Origin of the sequence: Flavobacterium sp. (assembly GCF_027490375.1) — a bacterium.
Taxonomy (GTDB): domain Bacteria; phylum Bacteroidota; class Bacteroidia; order Flavobacteriales; family Flavobacteriaceae; genus Flavobacterium.
In genome coordinates this window covers 53456-80131 of the sequence record NZ_JAIXYH010000018.1, presented here as the reverse complement: position 1 = coordinate 80131, position 26676 = coordinate 53456, and the positions used below count along the sequence as shown (strand labels likewise).

26 protein-coding genes and 1 pseudogene are annotated in these 26676 nt (G+C 40.6%); 19 read left to right on the top strand and 8 right to left on the bottom strand.

The genetic code is table 11. The annotated features are described in order from the left end of the window. The first annotated feature begins 1 nt into the window (after position 1). Genes Q0064_RS02865 through Q0064_RS02845 form a run of 5 tightly spaced genes read left to right on the top strand, consistent with a single transcriptional unit; the run spans position 2 to position 4371 of the window. Complete coding sequence (locus Q0064_RS02865) at positions 2–904, top strand: ParB/RepB/Spo0J family partition protein (RefSeq protein ID WP_298144013.1); 903 nt, start codon at positions 2–4, stop codon at positions 902–904. Next, positions 901–1449, top strand: a complete 549-nt coding sequence (locus Q0064_RS02860; protein WP_298144011.1) for a DUF5683 domain-containing protein — start codon at positions 901–903, stop codon at positions 1447–1449. Before Q0064_RS02865 ends, Q0064_RS02860 begins: the two co-directional genes overlap by 4 nt. Continuing rightward, positions 1449–2165 carry a 4-hydroxy-tetrahydrodipicolinate reductase gene (gene dapB, locus Q0064_RS02855; RefSeq protein WP_298144009.1) on the top strand — a complete coding sequence of 239 codons (717 nt, stop codon included), beginning with the start codon at positions 1449–1451 and terminating at the stop codon, positions 2163–2165. Before Q0064_RS02860 ends, dapB begins: the two co-directional genes overlap by 1 nt. Positions 2166–2178: 13 nt before the next feature. Then, the gene (gene lepB / locus Q0064_RS02850) at positions 2179–3753 is read left to right on the top strand and encodes a signal peptidase I (protein ID WP_298144007.1); all 1575 of its coding nucleotides are present in this window, start codon (positions 2179–2181) and stop codon (positions 3751–3753) included. Positions 3754–3756: 3 nt separating this feature from the next. Next, positions 3757–4371, top strand: coding sequence for a WbqC family protein (locus Q0064_RS02845; protein ID WP_298144005.1), 615 nt, complete (start codon positions 3757–3759; stop codon positions 4369–4371). On the opposite strand, the gene Q0064_RS02840 is transcribed toward Q0064_RS02845, so the two are convergent. The 6 genes from Q0064_RS02840 to Q0064_RS02815 all read right to left on the bottom strand — a co-directional run bounded on the left by Q0064_RS02840 (position 4361) and on the right by Q0064_RS02815 (position 10403). Further along, on the bottom strand, positions 4361–5413 hold the full coding sequence (locus tag Q0064_RS02840; protein WP_298144003.1) for an endonuclease/exonuclease/phosphatase family protein: 1053 nt from the start codon (positions 5411–5413) through the stop codon (positions 4361–4363). The genes Q0064_RS02845 and Q0064_RS02840 overlap by 11 nt on opposite strands. A 34-nt stretch (positions 5414–5447) precedes the next feature. After that, the gene (locus Q0064_RS02835; protein WP_298144001.1) at positions 5448–6326 is read right to left on the bottom strand and encodes a rhomboid family intramembrane serine protease; all 879 of its coding nucleotides are present in this window, start codon (positions 6324–6326) and stop codon (positions 5448–5450) included. 1 nt (position 6327) lies between these two features. Beyond that, on the bottom strand, positions 6328–7134 hold the full coding sequence (locus Q0064_RS02830; protein WP_298143999.1) for a rhomboid family intramembrane serine protease: 807 nt from the start codon (positions 7132–7134) through the stop codon (positions 6328–6330). Beyond that, positions 7131–8966: a DNA mismatch repair endonuclease MutL gene (mutL, locus tag Q0064_RS02825; protein WP_298143997.1), complete on the bottom strand. Its 1836-nt coding sequence runs from the start codon at positions 8964–8966 to the stop codon at positions 7131–7133. Before mutL ends, Q0064_RS02830 begins: the two co-directional genes overlap by 4 nt. Positions 8967–9040: 74 nt before the next feature. After that, on the bottom strand, positions 9041–9610 hold the full coding sequence (gene ribH / locus Q0064_RS02820) for a 6,7-dimethyl-8-ribityllumazine synthase (RefSeq protein ID WP_298143995.1): 570 nt from the start codon (positions 9608–9610) through the stop codon (positions 9041–9043). A gap of 10 nt (positions 9611–9620) precedes the next feature. After that, the gene (locus Q0064_RS02815) at positions 9621–10403 is read right to left on the bottom strand and encodes a tetratricopeptide repeat protein (protein WP_298143992.1); all 783 of its coding nucleotides are present in this window, start codon (positions 10401–10403) and stop codon (positions 9621–9623) included. A 140-nt stretch (positions 10404–10543) separates the two neighbouring features. On the opposite strand from Q0064_RS02815, the gene recF reads away from it, so the two are divergent. From recF to Q0064_RS02770, 9 genes are all read left to right on the top strand, one after another. Beyond that, positions 10544–11623, top strand: coding sequence for a DNA replication and repair protein RecF (recF, locus tag Q0064_RS02810; protein WP_298143990.1), 1080 nt, complete (start codon positions 10544–10546; stop codon positions 11621–11623). Between the two features lie 24 nt (positions 11624–11647). After that, entirely contained in the window at positions 11648–12340 is a 693-nt protein-coding gene (locus Q0064_RS02805; RefSeq protein ID WP_298143989.1) for a rhodanese-like domain-containing protein, read from the top strand. Beyond that, positions 12337–13008 (top strand): DUF2461 domain-containing protein, encoded by a 672-nt coding sequence (locus Q0064_RS02800; RefSeq protein ID WP_298143985.1) that lies wholly within the window; start codon positions 12337–12339, stop codon positions 13006–13008. Before Q0064_RS02805 ends, Q0064_RS02800 begins: the two co-directional genes overlap by 4 nt. Then, complete coding sequence (locus Q0064_RS02795) at positions 13008–14090, top strand: glycosyltransferase family 4 protein (RefSeq protein ID WP_298143982.1); 1083 nt, start codon at positions 13008–13010, stop codon at positions 14088–14090. Before Q0064_RS02800 ends, Q0064_RS02795 begins: the two co-directional genes overlap by 1 nt. Beyond that, on the top strand, positions 14065–15948 hold the full coding sequence (asnB, locus tag Q0064_RS02790) for an asparagine synthase (glutamine-hydrolyzing) (RefSeq protein WP_298143979.1): 1884 nt from the start codon (positions 14065–14067) through the stop codon (positions 15946–15948). Before Q0064_RS02795 ends, asnB begins: the two co-directional genes overlap by 26 nt. Next, complete coding sequence (gene murB, locus Q0064_RS02785) at positions 15945–16970, top strand: UDP-N-acetylmuramate dehydrogenase (protein ID WP_298143976.1); 1026 nt, start codon at positions 15945–15947, stop codon at positions 16968–16970. The genes asnB and murB overlap by 4 nt, the downstream gene beginning before the upstream one ends. 129 nt (positions 16971–17099) lie before the next feature. Next, positions 17100–18206 (top strand): glycosyltransferase, encoded by a 1107-nt coding sequence (locus tag Q0064_RS02780; protein WP_298143973.1) that lies wholly within the window; start codon positions 17100–17102, stop codon positions 18204–18206. After that, the gene (locus tag Q0064_RS02775; protein WP_298143971.1) at positions 18197–18751 is read left to right on the top strand and encodes an RNA polymerase sigma factor; all 555 of its coding nucleotides are present in this window, start codon (positions 18197–18199) and stop codon (positions 18749–18751) included. Before Q0064_RS02780 ends, Q0064_RS02775 begins: the two co-directional genes overlap by 10 nt. A 367-nt stretch (positions 18752–19118) precedes the next feature. Then, complete coding sequence (locus Q0064_RS02770) at positions 19119–19583, top strand: PEGA domain-containing protein (protein ID WP_298143968.1); 465 nt, start codon at positions 19119–19121, stop codon at positions 19581–19583. Between the two features lie 222 nt (positions 19584–19805). Here Q0064_RS02770 and Q0064_RS02765 read toward each other — a convergent pair. Then, positions 19806–20006, bottom strand: a pseudogene (locus Q0064_RS02765) (alkylphosphonate utilization protein); the annotation flags it as partial. A gap of 138 nt (positions 20007–20144) precedes the next feature. On the opposite strand from Q0064_RS02765, the gene Q0064_RS02760 reads away from it, so the two are divergent. The 4 genes from Q0064_RS02760 to Q0064_RS02745 all read left to right on the top strand — a co-directional run bounded on the left by Q0064_RS02760 (position 20145) and on the right by Q0064_RS02745 (position 24500). Continuing rightward, a complete protein-coding gene (locus Q0064_RS02760; RefSeq protein WP_094487487.1) occupies positions 20145–20906 on the top strand; it encodes a TerC family protein in 762 nt (253 codons plus the stop codon). Between the two features lie 214 nt (positions 20907–21120). Next, a complete protein-coding gene (gene lipA, locus Q0064_RS02755; protein ID WP_094487488.1) occupies positions 21121–21993 on the top strand; it encodes a lipoyl synthase in 873 nt (290 codons plus the stop codon). Further along, complete coding sequence (gap, locus tag Q0064_RS02750) at positions 21994–22995, top strand: type I glyceraldehyde-3-phosphate dehydrogenase (protein ID WP_298143958.1); 1002 nt, start codon at positions 21994–21996, stop codon at positions 22993–22995. It abuts the gene before it with no gap. Next, the gene (locus Q0064_RS02745; RefSeq protein ID WP_298143955.1) at positions 22995–24500 is read left to right on the top strand and encodes an ATP-binding protein; all 1506 of its coding nucleotides are present in this window, start codon (positions 22995–22997) and stop codon (positions 24498–24500) included. Before gap ends, Q0064_RS02745 begins: the two co-directional genes overlap by 1 nt. Here Q0064_RS02745 and lpxK read toward each other — a convergent pair. Beyond that, complete coding sequence (lpxK, locus tag Q0064_RS02740; RefSeq protein WP_298143952.1) at positions 24478–25503, bottom strand: tetraacyldisaccharide 4'-kinase; 1026 nt, start codon at positions 25501–25503, stop codon at positions 24478–24480. The two genes, Q0064_RS02745 and lpxK, sit on opposite strands and share 23 nt — an antisense overlap. 75 nt (positions 25504–25578) lie before the next feature. Between lpxK and Q0064_RS02735 the strand changes: the two genes are divergently transcribed. After that, a complete protein-coding gene (locus Q0064_RS02735; RefSeq protein ID WP_298143949.1) occupies positions 25579–26673 on the top strand; it encodes a Nif3-like dinuclear metal center hexameric protein in 1095 nt (364 codons plus the stop codon). Positions 26674–26676 lie beyond the last annotated feature (3 nt).

The following is a 26676-nucleotide window of genomic DNA, read 5'->3' as shown; positions in this document are numbered from 1 at the left end:
TATGACCAAAGCAATCAAAAAACAAGCGCTTGGCCGCGGATTATCAGCATTGTTGAAAGATCCGAACAACGATATTAAATCGGCCGACGACAAGAACGCCGAACAAGTAGTTGGAAATATTATCGAGTTAGATTTAGATTTTATCGAAATCAACCCGTTTCAACCGCGCAGTAACTTTAACGAAGAAGCTTTAAACGAATTAGCGAGTTCGATTAAAGAACTTGGTGTCATTCAACCCATTACCGTAAGAAAACTCGACTTTAACAAATATCAGCTGATTTCGGGCGAGCGTCGTATGCGCGCGTCGAAAATTGCTGGATTGACTACGATACCGGCTTATGTACGTTTAGCAAACGACAACGAATCGTTGGTAATGGCTTTGGTGGAGAATATTCAGCGTCACGATTTAGATCCGATTGAAATCGCATTGTCGTATCAGCGTTTAATCGACGAAATTCAGCTTACGCAAGAACAAATGAGCGAACGTGTTGGTAAAAAGCGTTCGACGATCACAAATTACTTACGATTGTTAAAACTTGATCCGATTATCCAAACCGGTATTCGCGATGGTTTTATTTCGATGGGACACGGCCGTGCATTGATTTCGGTGGAAAACCAAGACGATCAAGCCGACATTTACCAGAAAATCATTTCTCGAAATCTTTCCGTTCGCGAAACCGAGCAATTGGTGAAAGAATATCAGGAAAAAGGACAACAAACTGCAACGGGAAAAGCACCGAAGCCGAGTGTTACGCCGCATACCGACAAAGTTTCGGACTTAGCAGCGAAAATAGCGGTGAAGATTGATGTAAAAGTAGGTGCAAACGGAAAAGGAAAACTTACCATTCCGTTCAAATCGGAAGCCGACTTGGCTCGAATTCTGGAATTATTGCAAAATTCTTGAAAAAGTACTTTTACATATTACTGATTTCCATGCCTTTGTTTGCTTTGGCGCAAGGTCCTGGGACTCCGTTGAAACAGTCTGATACCATTAAAACGAATCAAATTGATCCGTTGCGACCTGCGAAAGCTGCATTTTATTCGGCAATTCTTCCAGGTCTTGGACAGGCATATAACAAGAAATACTGGAAAATACCGATTGTTTACGGCGCTTTGGGTACAGGTTTTTTTATGTATCAGCGAAACAATAACGAGTATCACAAATTCCGTACAGCCTATAAACAGCGACTTGCCGGGCAGCCCGATCAATTCTTGGGACAATATAACGACCAAACGTTGATTAATGCACAACGAACGTTTCAGAGAAATCGCGACCTTTCATTGTTAGTAACCGTGGGGCTGTATGTGTTGAACATCATCGATGCCAATGTCGACGCACATTTAAAGCAATACAATGTCAATGATACGCTCACAGTTGTTCCCGAGATATTTCCTTCAGATATATCAAATGGGCAAAATATAGGTTTGACACTTCAATATCAATTTTGATGAAAATAGCACTGCTTGGATATGGAAAGATGGGTAAAATCATCGAAGTTATCGCACAAAATCGCGGTCACGAGATTATTTTACGAAAGAACAGCAGCGCTTCATTTTCGGGCTTGGAAGCAGCCGCTGTGGCTATTGAATTCAGCACACCAGAAACTGCAGTTAGCAATATTTCAGCAGCGCTGGAATTGGGAATTCCGGTAGTTTCAGGAACTACGGGTTGGTTGGCTGATTACCATAAAATGGAAGCGTTGTGTAAAGAAAAAGACACTGCTTTTTTATACGGTTCGAATTTTAGTTTAGGCGTGAATTTATTGTTCGAAATCAACCAATTTGCCAGTAAACTTATCGGAAGATTTCCCGAGTATAAAATCGAGTTAGAAGAAATTCATCATACGCAAAAGCTTGATGCGCCGAGTGGTACGGCAATTAGTTTGGCAAATCAGGTGATTAGCAATTCGCGTTACGACAAGTGGAGTTTGGAACCCACGCAAGAAACCGATCTAAAGATTAACGCCATTCGGGAAGATGCTGTTCCGGGAACGCATTATGTAACATTTTCATCGAATATCGACCAATTGCAAATTAGTCACATTGCCTTCAATCGCGAAGGCTTTGCACACGGCGCCGTGTTAGCTGCCGAATTTTTACACGACAAGAAAGGAATTTACACCATGAAAGATGTTCTACGCTTAAACGAGAACATTTTTCCTTAATACAATTTAAACTATGACATTTAGTGAATGGCTTATCGTTATTTTATTTTTTCAAGTAATCCATTTTTTAGGAACCTGGAAACTCTACGTTCGCGCAGGTCGCAAGGCATGGGAAGCAGCCATTCCGATTTACAATGCCATAGTTTTAATGAAGATTATAAATCGCCCAACGTACTGGGTTATTCTTTTATTTGTACCTGTTGTAAACCTGATAATGTTTCCTGTTATTTGGGTTGAGACGGCTCGTAGTTTTGGGAAGAATTCCGAGACAGATACAGTTCTGACCCTTTTAACATTTGGATTCTATCTCTACTTTTTAAACTACTTTGCAAAACTCACCTATATTGAAAACAGAAGCTTAGTACCTAGAACAAAAACAGGCGATACAATTAGTTCAATTTTATTTGCAATTATAGTTGCTACGCTAGTACATACGTACGTGATGCAGCCGTTTCAGATTCCATCTCCTTCGCTGGAAAAAACACTTTTAGTTGGAGATTTTCTTTTTGTTAGTAAAATCCACTACGGTCCGCGACCTCAAATGTCGGCTGTTGCCTTGCCCATGGTTCACGACACTCTTCCATTCATAAATGTAAAATCGTACGCTTACGACGACACAAATAAAGATTCATGGATTAACAAATTACAGTATCCTTATTTTCGATTTCCCGGATTTCAAGAAATCAAAAATAACGACATTGTTGTTTTTAACTGGCCGTGCGATACGTTATATAACATGTACAAGCTTGCTGATCGCAGATACGATAAGCCTATCGACAAAAGAACCAATTACGTAAAGAGATGTATTGGTATCTCTGGAGATCAGATAGAAATAAAAAAGGGAACTGTTTATATTAACGGAAAAGCAGTGGTATATCCGGAGCGGGCTAAATTGCAGTATGTCTATCAAGCAGCTATGGATTTAAACAAACCAGTTGACATTGAGTATGTTTTTAAGACTATTGGTTTTACTGAAAAATACGATTTAAATGAAACAAAAGACACTATCATTTTTAGTGCACTAACAGAGGAAGGAGCTGCAAAATTGGCAACATTTTCGACGTTTTCTGATGTCAAAAAAAGGTATATTTCTGGTTCAGACTCATCAATTTTTGGGAAGCAAATTAATTGGAACGCCGACAATATGGGACCGATTTACATTCCAAAAGCGGGTACTAGCATCGAATTAACTCCTGCAAATTTGCCGCTTTACAAAAGAGTTCTTACTGAATACGAAGGTCCGCATACGGTTAAAGTAGTAGGAAATGATGTTTACATTGATAATCAACTAACAAAAACCTACACTTTCAAAAAGAACTACTACTGGATGATGGGAGACAATCGCGGAAATTCACTCGATTCGCGTTATTGGGGCTTTGTGCCGGAAGATCACGTGGTTGGTAAGGCCGTTTTTGTATGGATGAGTTGGGACGGAAGTGCGTCTGGTTTAAGTAAGATACGTTGGTCGCGCATGTTTACGACGGTGAATGGAGATGGCCCCGCAGTGAGTTATCTTTGGGTTTTCGGACTTGTGGTTGTAGTGTACCAAATATTAATTCGTTTTGTCTTTAAAAAGAAAGAAGCGTAAACCATGACCATTTTGCTTACACCCACGTATTTTGGATCCATTTCGGAATACGTAGCATTGATTCAAAACGATGAAATTGTTTTTGAATGCGACGACAACTTCCAAAAGCAAACCAACAGAAATCGAGCCTTTATTTATAGTCCGAATGGCTTGCAACTTCTAAATGTACCTGTTGTACACAAAAAACAGTTACACCAAAAAACACGCGACATGCGCATTGAATATGCCGAAGATTGGCGCAAACAGCACTTTAAATCGCTTGAAGCAGCCTATCGCAGTTCGCCCTACTTTGAATTTTACGAAGACTTCTTCAAGGATTTGTACGGTAAGAAGTATGAATTCTTAACCGATTTACAGTTCCATACCATAGATCTTGCGTTGAAGTGTTTACAAGTGAAGAAATCGTACACCAAAACCACAGAATTCTTTAAAAATCCGTTGCAAACAAACGGGCGTGAATTGGCAAATAGAAAAAAAGACAGGCACGAATTTGAGTCGTATCATCAAGTTTTTATAGAAAAACACGGATTTTTGAACAATCTGAGCATCCTTGATTTACTCTTTAATGAAGGAAGGAAAGCGGGCGAGTATCTCAAACGCCAAACGCTTAATTTGTAAAAGCTAATACAGCAGCAATCGGAAAATGATCGCTGTCTTGAATTTCATTAAACGTATCAAAATCTTTTACCTCGAAACGTTTATCGGCAAGTATGTAATCAATTCGTGCGGGATAATACTTAAAGTCGTACGTTTTGCCCAAACCTGATCCTGCTTCCACGAAAGTGTCGTTTAAATCGCCCTTAATTTGTCGATACACGTAAGAAAACGCCGAGTTATTCATATCGCCGCAAACAATCGTTCTAAATCGAATGTCGGCACGATGTAAACGCAGCATTTCGGCCTGATTTTGCTGCTTGCGGAATGCTCTTCCGATTCGACGTAGCATAAATTCCGACTTAGACTGATCGAGTTCGTTAATGTCGTTGTTAATTTTGTTAACGCTTGGCGAAATGCGTACCGACTCTAAATGCATATTGTACACACGCACCGTATCAGCTTTAATTAATATATCTGCAAATATGGCTTCTGCATCAGAATTTGGAAAGCTCACCACGCCGCTATTAATGATTTTATATTTGGAAAAAATGGCTTGTCCGGTTTTTATCTTTTTATGACGTAAAGTGGTGTGCTTGTATGGAAATTGCTCGGTATGGAAATCGGTATTAGCACTAAATTCCTGAATACACAGAATATCTGGGTTCTGCTCTTTGACAAAATCCGAGATTTCCAACGGAACCGCACGCTTGTCAGACCAACGAAATTTATTGAACAACCGAACATTATAAGAAACAATTTTTACCTCATTGGTTTGCTTTTCGTGATTGATATCGGATCGAAAACCATAAAATTTATTGACAAAGGTGATGCCGATGAGCAAGACAATTAAGGAAAGTGCTGCTTGGCGTTTCAGTTGAATTACCCAAAAAATAAGAAACAAGCCGTTTCCAATAAGTAACGCAGGTAGAAACAGCGTTAATGCAGCAAGAACGGGATACAAACTTGGCGCAATTCGTGGCAATAGGTAAGCAATAATAGTAGCTGCTGCCAGCAACCAATTAAAGAAAAAGACCACCTTATTAAACCAAGACAATTTTGCCATACTTCAAATATAGCAACAAGCTTTGGTTTGAGAACTATTGATTTTGCCCGACGCGAAACAAAAACTCTTTTTCTTCGGTCGATAAACTGTCGTAGCCCGATTTACTGATCTTATCCAAAATCTCGTCGACACGTTGTTGTTCAGAATCTTTTACGGGTTTATTTGTTGGTTTAGAAGCAGTTTGACGATGAACTGTGCGCATTTTAGCAGGCTTTTTTGCTTGCTTTATGCCCAGGCAAAAATTTGCCAATCGATCGAAAAGCTTGAAGAAATTTCCGCCGTTTTGCAGATTCTTCATATATAAATACCCCATTAGAGCGCCTGCTAAGTGGGCGAATCGGCCGCCCGTGTTCGAGGTAAACAATTGAATGATATCGAGACATACTAAAACCAGAGCGATGTGCCACAATTTTACGTTTCCGATTAGTAAAAGTCGTACTTCCATAAGCGGATTGTACGTTGCCGTTGCTAGAACAATTGCCATGATAGCTCCTGAAGCACCTACCATGGGAACTGTATGGTATTGCAAAACCGGTATCAAATTGTAGGCAAGAATAAAGATAAGTCCGGCGAAAATGGCGGCAGCGAGATAAATAGACAGCAGCTGAGCTTCCTTAAAATAAGTTAAAAACAAGCGTCCCGAAAAATTCAGGATGAGCATATTAAAAAGCAAATGAAGGAAACCTGCGTGAAAGAATGCATACGTAAGCAAAGACCAAGGTTTATACAGCAGGTTTGAAGGATCGGAGCTTACATTTACCCAAGAAAGGTAATCGACCGACAGGCCTAAAATTTTCAGAATCGTAAATAAAACCTCCGGTATTAAATACAAAGCGACATTTAAAATAATCAGTTGCAGTACAATTCCGCCGCTTCGATATTGCCATTTTAAGTCATTTAGAATGGTGCTCATATTAATTCCATCTGTTTTTGTTAAACTGAGTTCGTTTCCAATACCACATAATCAAAAATCCCATGGCTGCTCCGCCTAAGTGCGCGAAGTGGGCAATGTTGCCAAACCCAAACAAAGAACTGCCTTTTAAAGCTAGATATAAATCAATCGCAACAATCCCAGGCACAAAATACTTTGCCGCGATAGGAACCGGTAAAAATAACATGGCCAGACGGGCTTCGGGAAACAGAAAAGCAAAAGCCACCATTAATCCATAAATAGCGCCCGAAGCACCAACCATTGGTGTTTGAACATCGATAGCGGTTGAAAACAGTAAGTTAAAATCGGATTGCTGAACTTTAGAAATATCAGTAGTTCCCAAGACTTGTCGAATACCTTCTTCAAATAAACTGCCGTCATAATAGTTACCCGATAAGAACTGCACATTTAAAACACTTCGAATCTGGTTTACATTCAATCCTAGCTCCTGCATACTAGTAATTACCTGAGTAACTTCAAAAAAATTAACTCCACCTTGCACCAAAGCACCAGCAACTCCACATGAAAAATAAAAAAACAAAAACTTTTTACTTCCCCAAAATTGCTCCATCACCGAACCAAATGAAACTAGGGCAAACATGTTGAACAAAATGTGAAAAATACCACCGTGCATAAAAATATGCGTCACCAATTGCCACCATTGAAAACGATTGTCGTAAAAACTGTGCAGTGCAAGGAGGTCGTTTAAAGCCGGAACAAAAAACCGACCTACAAATAGAATTACATTGATGATAAGCAAATGCTTAACGGTTTCGGTAATTTGTATCATAATGTGAATTTACGGTCTAACTCTTCCTGAGTAAAAGTGTATTGAATGGGTTTTCCAAAGGGCGATACGGTTGAATCCATACAAGAAAAAAGGCGTTGTAGTAAGGATTCTAACTCCGATTGCGATAATGACTGTCCGTTTCGAACGGCCACACTCATTGCCAAACTCTTTGCTATTTTATCATTTAAATCGAACGCATCCGAAACGCTTCCTTCCGAAATAACGGTTATTAACTGATTGATAACATCTTCTGCATCCGATTCTTGAATAAGTGGCGGAATTCCCAAAATGGAAACTACTCCGTCGGAATTTGTTATATCAAATTGAAAACCGATGTGATACAAAGCGTCTTTCATGTCTTCGAATAGCATTTTTTTTGGACCGCTTAAATGCATTTCAATTGGAAAAAGCAACTGTTGCGAAAAGCCTTTGGTTACTGTGATATTTTTTAAGAAATCTTCGTACAAGATACGCTGATGTGCTTTATTTTGGTCGACAATTAACAAGCCATTAGCTGTTTTTGCAAGCACGTATTTATTGAACAACTGTTGTACTTGAGCAAATTCGGTCTCCACTCGGGTATTTTCAAACAAGTTGGTTTGTGAGGGAACAAATTCTGCTTCAATAACAGGCAAATCATTGGGCAAATCGGTGTACAAGGCTTTCCAAGCGGGTTCTGGTCCTTTGTAGTACGATGAAGTTCCGCGCTGTTGTTTGGGTGCTTCGCCGAACGGATTGAAATTCGGATCTACTTGAATTGTGGGTATACTAACTTCCTTTCCATACAATTCATACGGAGTTTCCAGACTCGGATCTTTCTCAAAATCGAGTGCGGGCGCTACTTTAAACTGACCTAAACAGTGCTTTACGGCCGAACGCAATATGGCGTAGATCGTGTGCTCGTCGTCGAATTTTATTTCTGTTTTTGTAGGATGAATATTGATATCGAGGTGTTTCGGATCGATTTGCAGATAGATAAAATACGAAGGTTGCATCCCTTCGCGAATCAGCCCTTCAAAACCGCCCATGATGGCATGATGCAAATATCCGCTTTTGATAAAACGATCGTTTACAAACAAAAACTGTTCTGTACGCGATTTCTTGGCGAACTCAGGTTTTCCGATAAAGCCGTTAATACCTACAACTTCGGTATGTTCTTGCAGCGGCAAAATACGCTCGTTCATCTTTCCTGAAAAAACAGCCACAATCCGTTGACGTAAATTCCCTGCGGGCAGATTATACACTTCGCTCCCATTCACATACAAGAAGAAATGAATATTAGGATGTGCGAGTACAACGCGTTGAAATTCGTCTATAATATGTTTATTTTCAACAACATCTGATTTAAGGAAATTGCGTCGCGCGGGTATGTTGAAAAAAAGGTTTTTAACAGCAATGCTCGTTCCTTGAGGTGTAACTGTAGGTTGCTGCGAAACGATTTTACTACCTTCGATAACGATTTGAGTTCCTAATTGGTCGTTATTTTGTCGCGTTTTCAATTCAACATGCGCAATTGCGGCAATAGAAGCTAGGGCTTCGCCACGGAAACCTTTGGTATTTAATTGAAATAAGTCTTCGGCCAATCGGATTTTGCTGGTAGCATGACGTTCAAAGCACATTCGGGCATCGGTAACCGACATTCCAATTCCGTTATCAATTACTTGCACGAGAGCTTTTCCAGCTTCTTTGATCAATAATTTAATTTCGGTAGCTTGTGCGTCTACAGCGTTTTCCAGTAATTCTTTTATAACAGAAGCCGGTCTTTGTACCACTTCTCCGGCAGCTATCTGATTGGCAACATGATCGGGAAGTAATTGTATAATACTGGACATTTCAAAAAACTAATGAAACGTAAAGATAACTAAAGCGAATCGAAGAATGCCATACTTTTTCGACTTCCTTTGCCCTATTTTTTATCAATTTTTGGAACAGCGGCTTCCAAGTTTGGCGTAGCGGTAAATCCTACTTTTTTTGTGGAAGATTTTTGATTAGCCTTACGGCGAAGTTCGGCCATTTTGATTGCCGTAATGGCAGCTTCTACACCTTTATTTCCGTGCTTCCCGCCGCTTCTATCAAGAGATTGCTGCATGGAATTATCCGTCAGGACACAAAAAATAACTGGCGTATCACTTAAAATATTAAGGTCTTTAATTCCTTGAGTAACTCCTTCACAAACAAACTCGAAATGCATGGTTTCGCCTTTAATCACGCAACCGATAACTATAAGCGCGTCGGGCTTTTCAATTTCAAGCATTTTCTTAGCGCCGTAAATCAATTCGAAACTTCCGGGAACATCCCAGCGCACTATGTTTTGAGGTTGCGCACAACAGTCGATTAGGGCTTGAACGGCACCCGCGTATAGTCCTTCAGTAACGGTATCGTTCCACTCTGAAACAACAATCCCAAACCGAAAATCATTCGCGTTTGGGATTGAAGCTTTATCGTAGTTCGACAGATTGGTATTTGCTGTCGCCATAAATTTTTATTTATTGAGCTAGACCAATAAACGTGTCTGCTTGCTGTCCTTCTGGAGTATTCTCGTACGATTCTTTAATCGACGTGAAAAATTTCAATGCCTCGGCTTTCTTACCTAGAGCTAAAGCCGCTTTACCTGCTTTGAACAAGAAACGCGGAGTAGTAAAATCGTTTTGCTCCATTTCAGACGCTTTCACATATTGATCTAAAGCTTGTTGAAGTTGATTTTTTTCCGCGTAAGCGTCGCCAATCGCACCAGCAGCTAAAATAGAAAGGAAGCGATCTTTACCTTGGAACTTTTCCAAATACGAAATAGCTTTATCGAATTCTTTCAAATTCAAATAAGCCACACCAGCGTAGTAGTTCGCCATGTTTCCAGCGTCGGTTCCGCTGTATTCGTCGGCTATTTTAACGAAACCAAATTTACCTTCACTACCGTTTAGTGCTAATTTAAAAAGCGAATCGCTCTTAGTTCCATCAAGTGCTTTAGTAAAGTTTTGCTGAGCTAAATACATTTGGCTTCCCGCATCTTCTTCCTTAGGCTCTACAATAAATTTTGTGTAGGCAAAGTAACCAACAACTGCTAAAGTTACGGCTCCGATAACACCTAAGATAATAGTCTGATTTTTAGCAACAAATGCTTCTGTTTTTGAAGCAGTTTCGTCTAAAGTATTAAAAACACCAGCGGTTGTACTTTGGCTTTCGTCGATATTGATATCTTCAATTACCTCAACTTGCTCTTTCTCCTCTTTTGGTTTCGGTGCCTTATAACCTCTTTTATTGTATGTTGCCATTCGTAATTGTTCTAAATTTGTGAGGTGCAAAAATATAATTTTTTGTCAAACCAAAAAGCCCAATTTTTCGATTTATTAAATACCTTTCCGCCGCAGCCGCGATTTGGTTTTCTGCAGAGGCCTTTCGGCGAAAATTTTTTATGGTACTACAAGAGCTACATTTGCTAAATTATAAGAATTTTGAAGATGCATCGTTCGAGTTTGATGCAGGTTTAAACGCCATTGTAGGAAAAAATGGCATCGGAAAAACCAATGTCCTCGACGCCATTTACCACCTGAGCTACGGCAAAAGCTATTTTAATCCGTTGGCTGTTCAGAATATTCGTCATGATGCCGACTTTTTTGTCATCGACGGCAAATACAACGTTGACAATAAAAACGAACAATTGATTTGCAGCCTAAAACGCGGACAAAAAAAAGTGCTCAAGCGAAACGGCAAGGCTTATGAGAAGTTTTCGGAACATTTAGGTTTCGTACCTGCTGTTCTAATTTCGCCCGCCGATCGCGATTTAATTACCGATGGAAGCGAAAACAGACGAAAATTTGTGGACACCATTCTTGCTTCCACCGACCCACTCTACCTGCAAGCCGTAATTCAATACCAACGCAATTTGGCGCAACGAAACGCCTTGCTAAAGTTTTTTGCTAAAAATCTGACTTTCGACAACGATACACTCCAAATCTACAATGCGCAACTCGATCGAGAAGCACAACTGATTTTCGAACGGCGTTTAGCATTTATAGAACCTTTCAACGAGCTGTTTCAAGAATACTATGCAGCCATTTCGGGACAGGCTGAGAGTGCCGAAATTTCTTATAAATCGGATCTAAGTGTAGGCGGATTTCTGGATTTACTTCACGAAAGTTTGCCCAAAGATCGCGTACTTCAATTTACAACGGTTGGTACCCATCGCGACGATTTCGAATTCAAACTCAACAAACACAACATCAAAAAATTTGGCTCGCAAGGACAACAAAAGTCGTTTCTTATTGCATTAAAGCTGGCACAATTTACCATGCTGCATCAAAAAATTGGGAAAAAACCCATTTTCCTATTCGATGATATTTTTGACAAACTCGACGAATTCCGCGTCCAATACATTATCGATTTGGTGGCAAAAAGTAGCTTCGGACAGATTTTCGTAACCGATACCCACGAAGACCGAACGCTGAAAGTGCTTACAGCTGCTGGAATTTCGTACAAAATCTTTAATCTATAATTTATATTCTTTTACCTTCGTACTATGAGAATAAAGCAACTAATTTCATACGCTATTTTACTGTTAATCGGTTCCTCGTGTCAAGGACAAACGACCGACTTCAAACAAGTAGATGTAACTGAATTTCAAAAACTTGCGCTGCATAAAGACGCACAACTGTTAGACGTACGTACTCCCGGAGAATTCAAAAACGGAACGATTTCCAAATCGAAAAATATCGATTGGAATGGTGCCGATTTCAATAAAGAAGTACAACAACTCGACAAAGAAAAACCTGTACTCGTTTTTTGTTTGAGTGGAGGAAGAAGCAAAAAGGCGGCGGCTGCTTTGGTTTCGAACGGCTTCAAGAACGTTTACGAACTAAAAGGAGGCTACAGTGCGTATCAAAACCAAGCACAATTACCCATTCCAGAAAATCAGAAAGGAATGTCGGTGAGCGATTTTCAAGCAAAATTACGCGCGCGAAAAAAGACTTTGGTTGTATTTTCGGCCTCATGGTGTGCGCCTTGCATTAAAATGAAACCCGAGGTTGAAGCTTTTGAAAAGGCGCATCCAGAAGTACAAGTGTTGCGATTAGACGTAGAAGCAAATAAAATGCTTGCTAGAGCATTTAACGTAACCACACTTCCGTACGTGCAATTTTACGAGGCTGGCGAACAAAAGTGGGCAGAAATAGGTTCATTCACAACAGCTCAATTTGAAGAAAAAACAAAATGATACAGCAAGAAGCGATAGCATTTTTAAAGGATCTGGCCGAAAACAACAACCGCGATTGGTTTCAAAGTAAGCAAGATAGCTACCAAAAATATCGGAAACACTATTTGGAATTGGCACAAGAGTTATTATCAGGCGTCCAAGAATTCGATTTAGGAATGGCCGATGTAGAAGCTAAAAAAGTGGTTTTTCGCATTAATCGCGACATTCGATTCTCCAAAGACAAATCGCCTTACAAAACACATATGGGCTTTTGGATTTCGCCCGCGCATGCCAACAATCCGAAAGCCGGATATTATTTGCACGTTGATCCCAAAGGAAGTTTTCTCGCGGGAGGAATTTACATGCCCGAGGCCAAAGATTTAAAGAAAATCCGCACAGAAATAGCCTTCTTTTACGACGATTTACAGGAAATACTTTCGGAAAAAAAGTTTAAGTCTACTTTTGGAGATTTACAACGCGACGAGCACACACTAAAAACAGCTCCAAAAGATTTCGAAAAAGATCATCCTGCCATCAAACACTTACAACTAAAAAGTTTTATCGTACAGCGCGATATCCCGTTCGACGATTTATTTAAGAGCAATTTCATTTCTGATGTTGTCGCAAATTTCAAAATAATAAAACCTTTAAACGACTTTTTAAATCGCGCTTTCGACGTTGCCGACTAATGAAAAGAAAGATTTTATTTTTAGGTGAAGTGTACCGTACCGACGCCCAAACTTGGATGCGCGGACTCGAAACCTATGGCGATTTTGAATTCGTGACTTGGGAATTGGGACAAGGCGGCTACAGCTTTAAAGATCGCACGCAGCGGATGTTCGAGTATTTATTTTGCTTACCGAAAATAAAGCGCATTATTCGAGAAGAACGTCCGGATATGGTAATTGCAGAACGAACAACCAGTTACGGATTTCTAGCCGCGCTTTCGCAAGTAAGACCCTGCGTGATTGCTCAACAAGGACGAACCGACTTATGGCCTGAAAATTCGGTTCTTTATCCGTTAAAAAAAGCCATACAGAACTACGCATTCCAAAAAGCGGATTTGATTCATGCTTGGGGCATTGTTATGACGCATTCGATGAAGGCAGCGGGTGTAGATATGGATAAAGTGTTGGTTCTACCCAAAGGAATTGACACCGACCGTTTTTATTTTACGCGCTTTCCAGAATCGGAACCGAAATTAAAGTGCATTGTCACGCGAAGCTTACTTCCGGAATATCGACACGATTTAGTAATAAAGGCGTTTGGAATAATAAAGCAAAGAAATGTTGATTTTCAACTAACTATAATTGGTGATGGTGCGCAGAAAGAACAGTTGCAATCCCTTGCTCGCGAGCTAAACATTAGCAAAGAGGTTGTTTTCACAGGCCGCATTCCCAATACAGCATTACCGAAATTACTGTCGGAACACCCGATTTATATATCAATGCCGGAAACCGAGGGCGTTTCAGCCTCGCTTTTTGAGGCCATGGCTGCGGGTTGTTTTCCAGTGGTTAGCGATATTCCTGGGAACCAATCATTTATAACTGATTTGGAAAACGGATTGCTCGTTTCTGCATCCCCACAGAAACTAGCAGATTCGTTATTATGGATCGGCGAAAACAGAGATAAAATCGTTGAAGCCACCCAAAAAAACAGAGAATTTGTAGCCCAAAATGCGAATTATCACGTAAATATGAAGATAATCGCAGCGCGCTATCACAAACTAATCGACCAAAAACAACATGTGTGGAATAACCGGAATATTTAAAATTAAAGATAACCTCTTTACAGAAAGAGCGCTTCTGGAAAAAATGACGCTCGCATTGGAGCATCGCGGTCCGGACGACTACGGATATTACACCGCTTCGAATTGCGGATTCGGTCACCGACGCTTATCCATACTCGACCTATCGTCGGCGGCGCATCAACCATTTACATCCGCAAATGAGCGTTTTGTGATTACGTATAACGGTGAAATCTATAATTTCAAAGAATTAGCCGACGAGCTTCGCGCCGACGGTTTTCAATTAAAATCAAATTCAGATACTGAAGTTTTAGTTGAATGCTATAGTAAGTATGGAACTGCCATTTTACCTCGCTTACGTGGCATGTTTGCTTTTGCCGTTTACGATACGCAAGAGCGCAGCCTCACGCTTGTTCGCGATCGCATGGGTGTAAAGCCGCTCTATTACACCACGCACGGAAATACGTACCTGTTTGCAAGTGAACAAAAAGCGCTTTTTAGTGCCGATATTCCGATTGTATTAGCTACCGAAAGTATCAAAGAATACTTTTTTAATCGCTTCGCTGCGGGGACAAGCACACTTTTTGCAAACATCAAAAAAGTGTTACCTGGTCATTTTATAAAAATCAGCGCACAAGGCTACATTAGCGAAACTCGATGGTGGAATTTGGGTGAAGAAATTGCAAAGGCTTCTCAAATCAATGACCCAGTAGCGTGGTTTACAGAAACTTTCGACGAATCGGTGGCATTACGTATGGTTAGCGACGTTCCTGTTGGCTTAATGCTTAGCGGCGGGCTCGATTCGACAGCTGTGGCGGCTTCCTTATTTCAACAGCAGTTTAAAAACATCAATACTTTTAATGTTGCTTTCGCAGAAGCAGAGCACGACGAATCGCAGTTAGCTCGCAAAGTATCGAACCAGTTTGGTTTCAAACACCATGAGTTGGAAATTAACGGCAGCGATTTTTACGGCAATTTATTGCAATCCATTTATTTACAAGACGAACCGCTTACGCATTTGAGCGAACCGCATCTGCTAGCTTTAGCAGGTTTGGCGAAATCGAATGTAAAAGTGTTGCTTTCGGGTGAAGGTGCCGACGAATTGTTTGGCGGTTATGTACGCTACAAACCGCTCGCCTATCCAAATTTAATTCATGCGGCTCGAGTAAGCGGTGCCTTAGAATTTTTCCGAAGTTCGAAAAGGTGGGATAAACTTTACCGCTATTCGCAAATAAGCTCGAATGATGCTCGCGTTATCTATAACGGCAGTAACTTGTACCCGAACGATTTAAAAAAGCAGTATAATTTGGCTTCCGAGCCTGAAAACGCTTATCGTTATCAAATTTTGGCGGAAGCGAAACAATTGTATCCCAATAATTTACAAAGACAGGCGCTGTACTTTGATCAGCATACTTACTTGGCATCGTTACTTGATCGAAACGACCGTTGTACCATGGGAGCATCGATTGAATGTCGGGAACCGTTTCTCGATCACAAACTGATCATCGGCGCAGGAAAATTAGCCGATCGTTGGTTGTTCACTGGAAAAAAAGGTAAATATGTTCAGAAACAGTCGTTGATGAAACGTTTGCCAAAAGAAGTAACCGATTTCAGAAAAGTTGGATTAAGTGCGCCCTACACCAAGTATTTAACCCAAATAGATGCCTTGCGAAACGACGTAGAAGCGCTGCGAAAAAGTCCGATTTTCGAGTTGCCTTACTTCAAAAATATTGACAAGAACCGTTTGGTGAATGAGTTTTTCAAAAATCCGAACCAATATACTGCGGTAATAACACCTTTATTGGTTTTTCACTTGTGGCATAAAATCTATAACGCGAAATTTGGCAGCATAATCACCGACGCACCAATTGAATTTATATGACGCCCGACAAAAACGTATCGCTAAAGCCGTTCAACACCTTTGGAATTGATGTAACAGCTCAAGAACTTTACACGGCAAACACTTTGTCTGAGCTGGTAGAAATTGTCGAAGAATTAAAAGACAGCAACTACTTTGTTTTAAACGGAGGCAGTAATATATTGTTGAGTCGCGATATTGCCATTCCGGTAGTGCGAATTAATTTTTCGGGAATTGAAATTCTAGATGAAGACGACGATTTTGTTTGGATCAAAGCGCAAGCCGGACAGAATTGGCACGAATTGGTGGTGTACTGTTTGGAAAATGGCTACGGCGGATTGGAAAATTTATCGCTCATTCCTGGAAACACGGGAACTGCACCGATGCAAAACATTGGTGCCTACGGCGTAGAAATCAAAGACGTAATGGTGTATTGCGAAGCTTTGCACCGAAAAACAGCAGAATTTAAAACCTTTCATACCGACGATTGCCAATTTGCATATCGCGAAAGCATTTTCAAAGGCGCGCTAAAAGGTACGTACATCATTACCTCAGTTGTATTCAAACTCACAAAACGAAACCACCAGTTACATTTGAATTACGGCGATATCTTGCAAGAATTGGAAATTGCCGGCATCAGCGAACCTACGCCGATAGATGTAAGTCGTGCGGTGATTAAAATCCGCCAATCGAAACTTCCCGATCCAAATGTATTGGGCAACAGCGGTAGTTTTTTCAAAAATCCGATTATCAGTGCCGATAAATTTGCGGAAGTACTGGCCAAACATCCCGATATCAAATATTACTTACTCGAAGATGGAACAGTAAAAATACCTGCAGGATATCTGATCGAAAAGTCTGGTTACAAAGGATTTCGTCGCGGAGACGCAGGAGTGCATGAAAAACAAGCGTTGGTACTTGTAAATTACGGTTCGGCGAGCGGCCCTGAGTTGTACCAATTAGCCTTGGAAGTCAAACAAGTAGTTTTAGATACGTTTGATATAGCGATTGAACCCGAAGTTAATTTAGTTCCCGAATCGGTTTAAGGTAAAATGTGTGAGAGTTTCGTGCTTTCGTATACATTTCTTTGAGAAGTAGCCGACTGAAATCCGACAAAATTTTTTAATCGAACGCAGCTTTGTACCTTTGCCGCCGACAAAACTGAACAGCTAGCTATGTATGCCATTTTACTTTGTGTTTTTGCCGTTGTGGTTGTGCTGCAACTCCTTTATTATTGGGCTGTTTTTGCGAAATTTAGCTTTAAACCCGTTCGCAGCGGAACGCCAAAAAAAATTGGTGTTTCGGTTTTAGTTTGCGCTAAGAATGAAGAGAAAAACGTTGAACGCCTCATTCCACTTTTAGCTGCGCAAGAGTACCACGACTTTGAAATTGTTTTGATTGACGATGCTTCTAGCGATGAAACTTTAGAGGTCTTTGAACAGTTTCAGGCGCAATACCCCATGATTAAGATCGTTAAAGTAGTTAATAACGAAGCTTTTTGGGGCAACAAAAAATTTGCACTGACATTAGGCATTAAAGCAGCCACAAAAGAATACTTACTTTTTATTGATGCCGATTGCGTTCCGGCGTCAAATCAGTGGTTAAAGGAAATGGCCGGACAGTTTACCATGCAAAAAACGATTGTTTTAGGCTATGGAAAATACCGAAAAATACCCAATTCATTTTTGAATAAACTGATTCGATACGAAACCTTGTTAGCTGCCGTTCAATATTTTGGATGGACTTTAGCCGGAAAACCGTACATGGGAGTTGGCCGAAATTTAGCATATAAGCGCGAGGAGTTCTTCAAAGTAGATGGATTTAGAGATCACTTAAAATTGCGTTCGGGCGACGACGATTTATTTGTGAATCAAGTAGCTACCAAGAAAAATACGACCTATGCCGATGCGCCACATGCCTTTACCATCAGCGAACCGAAGACAACTTTTGGAACTTGGTTTCGCCAAAAGCGTAGGCATTCGACCACTGCAAACTATTACAAAGCATTCGATCGGATACAGCTATCTATTTTCTATGCTACACAACTAGCTTTTCCAGTATTGGCAACGGTGTTGCTTATTGCCCAATTTGAATGGATTATCGTAGTGTCGTTAATTGGTTTACGATACCTCTCAACCTGGTTGTGTTTAGGTTTCACAGCTGGAAAACTACAGGAAAAAGATACGATGTATTTTTATCCAATTCTTGAAATAGCATTGGTTTTCACACAATTGTGTATCTTCATTGCCAATACGTTTACAAAACCAGTTCAGTGGAAATAAATCAGTACATACAATTAGCTATTGCAGGCGATCAAACGGCTTTTACGCATTTGCTCGACAAGTACTGGAATGAAGTTTACGGCTTTATGCTGAAACGAACTGAAAACGAAACAGATGCAGAAGATATTACCATTGAAACATTTGCTAAAGCGTTCGATAAGCTAAAAACCTACAACCCCGAGTTTAAATTCAATACCTGGCTGATTGCCATTGCCAAGAATGTACACATTGACCTGATTCGCAAGAGAAAAGCACTGCATGAAATTCACAATTTAGGCGATGAAGAATTGGCGTATGGCGTTATCGACGATACACCATCCGCGGAAGATGTGCTCATTACAGAACAAAATTTATCGAACTTGCTTCGACAAATCAAGCAGCTCAAACCGCATTACCAGCAAGTAATCCAAATGCGGTACTTCCAGGAATTGTCGTATCAAGAAATTGCGAACAAAACCAATGAACCGCTCAATAACGTGAAAATTAAATTGCTTCGCGCAAAGAAATTACTGGCTGAAATCATTGCCAACGAAGGCGAATATTAGTCGAGATTAAAATTCATATTTATCTAAAAATCAGTTATTATGAATTTAAACCAATCAGTAGTTTTTGCTCGACTGCTAGTACACCAATATCAAGTACGACGGGTGTTAGCTACAATTGCCATGGACTTAAAAAAACAAGCTTCTTTGTAAATATTTATTAAAATTTAATGTTGCGCAGTTACCTATTATTTCTATTTTTGGCAGAAATAGAAAAAAATAGAACTAACGGCACTTAGGGTGTTCTAGCCATTTTGCTTTGGGAGTTTAAAGAAATGTAATTTAGAAATCGATACTTTAAAACTAAATAGCCTTGAAATTAAACCGTAGTTGCTGCGTTGAAAAAATAATAAATCTAAAATAAACCATGATGAAAAAACTAATTGCGTGTTCACTTGTCGTTGCTTTGTTATCAAGTTGTGCGACCATAGTATCTGGATCAAAGCAGAATGTCAAGTTTGTCAGTAATCCGAGTGCTGCGACTGTTTACGTTAATAACGAAATTATAGGAAAAACGCCTCTTGATGTAAAACTTTCTCGTAAAAAAGAACACAAAGTATCAATAAAATTAGAGGGCTATCAAACATACGAAACAAAGCTCACCAAGAAACTAAATGGTTGGTACTTTGGAAATATTTTAATTGGTGGCGTTATTGGCCTAGTTATCGATCCAATTACTGGAGCGATGTACAATTTAAGTCCGAAAGAAATTACTGCAGAAATGAAAAAAGGAACTGCATTTAATTATAAGAAAGGCGACGTTTATGTTGCTGTTGCTCTAGAAATAGATCCAAATTGGCCAAAAGTTGGACAGTTGGAAAAGATCGGAAATTAATTGAAAAAACCGAAAGAGCGTGTAAATCTATAAAAAAGACAACGAGTTAAACTACAAAAAACTACGACCTTATATGAGGAAAAGTAGCCTTAAATAGTTTAACAAACCTACTAAAAAAATATATAAAAAATTCTGAAAAAGCTAGCCTAGATTAATTTCAAGGCTAGCTTTTTTTAAAAACAACTTAGGTAGTCCCGGCATTTTAGCCGTCAACAATTCGTGTTATGCTTTCTTCACAAACTCGGTACGTAAAACTAGGGCAACTTTATTCACTCGACAGTCGATTTCTGCGGCGTCGTCGGTTAAGCGAATGTTCTTAACAACTGTTCCGCGCTTTATGACTGCCGAACTACCTTTCACTTTTAAATCTTTAATAACGGTAACTGTGTCGCCGTCTTGTAACAAGGTTCCGTTGGTATCTTTTACTTCCATGGTTTCGAATTAAATCTTCTGGTATTTTAAGCGGCCAAAGGTAACAGAATAAAATTTGTTAAAGTACCCTAAACAAGATACAACAAAGCTTAAACAGCAACTAAATTTGCGCACAAACTAACAAAACTTATGGAATACGAGTTACTTATTTCGTTACTCAGCTTAATTGCCTTAGAGGTTGTTCTAGGAATAGACAACGTAATCTTTATCAGTATTTTAGCCAACAGATTGCCTGCTAGCGAACAGAAAAAAGCGCGCCGATTGGGATTAATTCTTGCCGGAATTTTGCGAATTGGTTTACTGCTAATTATTGGCATTATACTCAAACTCGAAGAACCTTTGTTTCATGTTTTTGAAAAAGGATTTTCTGGTAAAGACTTGATTTTAGTGGCCGGAGGTTTGTTTTTGTTGTACAAGAGCGCAACTGAAATTCACCATAAAATGGAAGGTGTTAGCGGCGATCAAACCGTAAAAACAGCGGCGGTAACCTTTGGAAAAGTACTGGTTCAGATTTTAATTATGGATATGGTTTTCTCGATTGATTCGATTATAACAGCTATAGGAATGGTTCGCGAAGTGTGGGTTATGTATGTTGCGGTTATTGTAACAGTTGCCATAATGATGTTTGCTGCCGAACCTATCAGTAATTTCGTAAACAAGCATCCGGCGTTTAAAATGCTGGCGTTGGCCTTTCTTTTGTTGATCGGATTTTCGCTTGTAGCGGAAGGTTGCGGTGTGGAAATTCCGAAGGGATACATCTATTTTGCTATGGCGTTTTCGCTTTTGGTTGACGTGTTGCAAATGCGTATGCACGGAGGTGCTAAGCCCGTTGAGATTCGGGAACACTACGACAAGAAAGAAGCAGAAGAATCGGATAAGACTGTGTTGTAACGCTTTTGCGGCCCCGATTGCAACGGAAAGCGCGCAAAAAGCAATTTGCTGCGTGAACCGAAGCAAAACGGCGACCGCAGGAAGCCCGTTGTGCGCCGAGTGAACGCGCATATTGCTTTGCGTCCCGATAGCAATCGGGATGAAGTGAAAAGCGGGAATTGCCGCCCACAAAAAACAAGATTTTAAACGTATCTTTACCTCGTAATTTGAAACTATGGAGACGGTTTTAGAACAACAAAACACTACACAAGCCAAGCCAAAATGGCTAAAGGTGAAACTGCCGATCGGAAAAAAATACACCGAATTACGCGGTTTGGTAGATCAATATAAATTAAACACTATTTGCACCTCGGGAAGTTGCCCGAATATGGGCGAATGTTGGGGAGAAGGAACGGCAACGTTTATGATTCTCGGCAATATTTGTACGCGTTCGTGTGGTTTTTGTGGCGTAAAAACAGGCAGACCCGAGACCGTTGATTGGGAAGAACCTGAAAAAGTTGCGCGTTCCATTAAAATTATGAATATCAAACACGCAGTTATAACTAGCGTGGACCGCGACGACTTGAAAGACGGCGGATCGATCATTTGGGAAGAAACGGTGGCTGCCATCCGACGTATGAGTCCGGGTACCACTTTAGAAACGCTTATCCCCGATTTTCAAGGAAACGAGCGACAGCTTGACCGCATTGTTGCAGCCAATCCAGAAGTGGTATCGCACAATATGGAAACGGTACGCCGACTTACACGTGAAGTACGTATTCAGGCGAAATACGATCGTTCGTTAGCCGTTTTAAAATACTTGAAAGCCAACGGAATTAACCGAACAAAAAGCGGAATTATGCTTGGTTTGGGAGAAACTGAGGCCGAAGTTATGGAAACCATGCGCGATTTACGTGCCAACGATGTTGACGTAGTAACGATTGGCCAATACTTGCAGCCGAGTAAAAAACACCTGCCTGTGAAAGAATTTATCACACCTGAGCAGTTTAAGAAATACGAAGAATACGGCTACAGCTTAGGATTTAGACACGTTGAAAGCGGTGCCTTGGTTCGCTCGTCGTATAAAGCACAAAAGCACATTTTATAAGTGGCAAAAATTAGAGTTGGCATTAACGGTTTTGGCCGCATTGGACGCACTTTATTGCGTTTATTGGCGCGAGAAACCGACATTGAAGTGGTAGCTATAAACGATGTTGCCGACAAAAGTACCATGCTTCATTTGTTGAAATACGATAGCATTCACGGTATTTTATCAGATGAAATAGAAGCAACGGCGGAGGGTTTTACGCTGAATCAGCATCAGATTAATTATTCGCAACACGGCAATCCGGCCGACATTAGCTGGGATCGGCACTCGGTGGATTACGTTATTGAAAGTTCTGGAAAGTTTAAAACAGTCGACGAGCTTTCGCAGCATTTGAAAACAGGTGTGCAGAAGGTAATTTTAGCTGCTCCATCGGAAACGGAAGCTATAAAAATGGTGGTTTTAGGCGTAAACGAAGCGGTTTTAGACGGCAGTGAAAAACTGATTTCTAACGCGAGTTGTACGACAAATAATGCGGCACCTATGTTGAAAATTATCGACGAATTGTGCGGTATTGAACAGGCTTACATTACAACGGTTCACTCCTATACTACTGACCAGAGCTTGCACGATCAGCCACATAAAGATTTGCGGAGAGCACGAGCGGCATCACAGTCGATTGTGCCCACTACAACGGGAGCAGCAAAAGCGCTTACGCGTATTTTTCCAAATTTATCCAATAAAATGGGCGGAGGCGGTATTCGCGTTCCGGTTCCCGACGGTTCGTTAACCGATATTACTTGCTATGTGAGTCGGGAAACCAGTGTTTCAGAAATTAATGCGGCGTTCCGATTCGCTGCCGAAAACAGGTATAAGGGAATCCTTGCTTACACCGAAGATCCAATTGTTTCAGTAGATATTTTGGGAAACCGAAATTCGTGTTTGTTTGATGCGCAACTAACCTCGGTCATCGATCGAATGGTCAAAATTGTAGGTTGGTACGATAACGAAACAGGTTATTCGTCGAGAATAATTGACCTTTTGCGGCATATAGCCAAAAAATAATGCTACTTTTGAACAGTGACTTAAAAATTTTGCAAGGTTTTCTCAGACATAAATCTTTAGTTCTCCTAATTGTACTGTTGCAGTGCAACAGCTACGTGTTTGCAGTCCAGCCAAGCTTTTCTTTAAAACCTGTTGCACTAACAACTTTAAGCGAACCACCTAAGGAAAAGAGTATTAGTGCCAATATCAAGGCCGACATTTCTTTAGATCATGCAGGAGAGCGATTTTCGAAGCTAATAAACATCTTGAGCTTTTCATCGGTTGCGATTTTGTCTCTGCTATGTATGTCGCTGTACCGAAATAACCGCATTCGAAAACAAAGCAATAAAGCACTGAAAGAGAAAAACCAAGAGCTGCAAATCGCTAAAGAGCGCGCAGAAAAAGCCTCGGCAGTTCGATCTGAGTTTTTATCGACAGTTAGTCATGAGCTGCGAACGCCTTTGCACGCCATCACCGGATTAACGCACTTGCTATTATCTGAAAAACCGGAAGCACATCAACTAGAGTATTTGAATTCGTTGAAATTCAGCGCGAATCACCTGCTGAATTACATAAATGAAATCCTCGAAATTACACGAATTGAATCGAATACCTTAGAGCTGGATGAAAGTTATTTCGACATCCGTGTTCTTTTGCAAGACTTGGTTAGCTCTATTCAGGAATTAGCGAAAGAGCACCGAAACGAATTAATCTTAGAAATAGACGATAGTATTCCCACTCGAACATTTGGTGACCGCACCAAGCTATCACAGGTGTTATTGAATTTACTGAATAACTCTTTGAAGTTTACTTCTAACGGAAGTGTCAAACTACTTGCGCGTGTTGGTGCGTTTGATAAAGATCGGGTATCGATAGAATTTATCATCAGCGATACGGGAATTGGAATTCCAAAAGATAAAATCGACACCGTATTTGATAGCTTTACACAAGGCAGTAACGAAATCAATCGCAAGTACGGCGGAACCGGTTTGGGCTTGGCCATTGTAAAACGCATTTTAAGCGTTATGGGTTCGAAAATTAAGGTAGAAAGTGAAATGGGAAAAGGCAGCACTTTTAGTTTTACCTGCTATTTTACCTATGAAGAAGTATCGAATGTGCAAGCACCCGAAAAAGTTGTAGACGAAAGTGTGCTTATGGAAAAGAAAGTTCTTTTAGTTGAAGACAATAAAATCAACCAAATGATCACCAAGCGCATGCTGGAAAAGAAATCTATTTTATGCGAAATTGTCGAAACCGGCGAAGATGCAGTTTCTATACTAAAAGAGCGCAAATTTGATTTGGTTTTGATGGATGTTCACTTACCTGGAATGAATGGAACCGCCGCTACCGAGCAAATCAGACATTTCGATTCCACCACGCCAATCATTGCTTTAACGGCAATTTCTTTATTGGAAAATCGCGATATGCTCATGGGATATGGAATGTCGGAAGTAATTACAAAACCATTTGAACCGAGTACGTTTTACAAAACGATCGCCCAGTTTATGAACGTTTCCGCAGAATAGCGGCACATTTAGCGAACTTACGCTCGAACGCAGCTAAAAAACTTGCCTCGTCTACGAACTGCACTTGAATAGGTAAATAACACAAACCCGGCTTTTCCCAAACCGATTTTACCCGAACATAATCTTTCTCTGTCGTTACAACCAAATCGGCACATTTTTGAATCATCGCGCGTTCCGACTCCGTCAAATCATGGTGATCAGCAAATTCAAACACAGCATCGGTTGGGTTTAAAATCTGAGCTACGAAAGGTTTTGGCTGTGCAATCCCTGTAAAAATCGCTTTTTTAAGTTGCGGAAGTTCCGATGTTTTAAGCTGATAATCGCCTTCCGTTTGCTCGGCATAGCCAACAGTACTGAAAAAAACTTCGGCTTTCGAATAGCGCTTTATTTCAGACACATACGAAGCTAAAACCTGGGCATTTAAATCTGGCGGACATTTGGTAATTACGATCAAATCTGCTCGCTTGGCGCCGCTGCGGTATTCGCGCAAGTTTCCGGTAGGCAGTAAAAAATCGGAAAAAAAAGGTTGCTCAAAAGTGCTCAGTAAAATCTGAACATCCGGCTTAACATAACGATGTTGAAAAGCATCGTCAAGCAAAATGATCTCGGGTTGGAAGGAACTCCGACTCAACAGTTCGATTCCCCGACGCCGATTCGCATCAACGGCCACTTGAATTTGCGGGAATTTCCGATGGTATTGGAAAGGTTCATCACCTAGGTCGGCTACCGTAGAATTGGCCGAAGCGAGCACAAAACCTTGCGATTTCCGTTTGTAACCGCGGCTGAGAACAGCTACGCGATGAGATGCACTCAACAAGCGAATTAGATATTCGACATGTGGTGTTTTACCTGTTCCGCCGACCGACAAATTTCCAACGCTGATAACCGGTACATCAAACGTTTTTCCACGCAGCAGCTGAAAATCGAACAGCAAATTGCGTACAGCGGTAATCCAACCGTAAATGACAGCAAAAGGAAAGAGAAGAAACCGAAGAAATTTCATAGGCGTTTGCAGTAACCCACAGCGAATGGTTTCGTTGCTGCGCAAATATCGATACTTTAGCGAAAATTTTAGTGTATGAAAGTAGGTGAAATTTTAAAAGTGCTGGAAAGCCTTGCTCCATTGCGGCGTGCGGAAGATTTCGACAACGTTGGCTTATTATTGGGAAATACCCAGCAAACAGTGACGGGCGTTCTGGTTTGTCACGATGCTTTAGAAGCAGTAGTAGATGAAGCTGTGGCTAAAAACTGCAATTTTATTGTGGCGTTTCACCCAATTATTTTCGGTGGTTTGAAGTCGATTACCGGAAAAAACTATGTGGAACGTGCCGTTTTGAAAATGATCAAAAACGATATTACACTCTATGCTATTCACACGGCTTTAGACAACGATGCGGCGGGCGTAAGTGCGTATTTGGCCAAAGCCTTGGATTTGCAAAATTGTCGGTTTCTCGTTCCTAAAAAAGAACAACTCCGCCAATTAACTACTTACGTACCCGAAGCCAAGGTTGATCAAGTAAAAGATGCGCTTTTTATGGCGGGTGGTGGCCACATCAGTAGTTACAGCGAATGTAGTTTTTCAAGTAACGGAACGGGAACGTTCAAACCGGAAGCAGCCGCGACGCCAGTAATTGGTTCTGTTGGCACTCGTTCTGAAGTTAGTGAAGTTCGATTGGAATTGCTGTTTGAAGCCGGACAAGAAGCCGCACTTTTAAACGCATTGAAAGAGGCACATCCGTACGAAGAAGTTGCCTACCAAATTTACAAATTGGAAAACGAAAGTTCAAACGCGGGTCTGGGATTGATTGGCGAATTAGAAAACGAACTTAGCGAAGTTGATTTTTTACAACTGACGAAAAGTGTTTTGAAAACACCCGTTTTGCGTCACAGTGCTTTCATTAATAAGAAGATAAAGCGCGTGGCGGTACTTGGTGGTTCGGGAAGTTCGGCAATACACGCGGCAAAAAGAGCGAAAGCCGATGCATATATTACGGCCGATTTAAAGTATCACGACTTCTTTAGCGCTGAAAATCAGCTACTTTTAGTTGACGGTGGACATTACGAAACCGAGCAATTTACAAAATACAAAATCGCTGATTTTCTTAAAGAAAAATTGCCTAATTTTGCAATCATTTTAGCGAATACGAATACTAATCCGGTAAATTACCTGTAATAT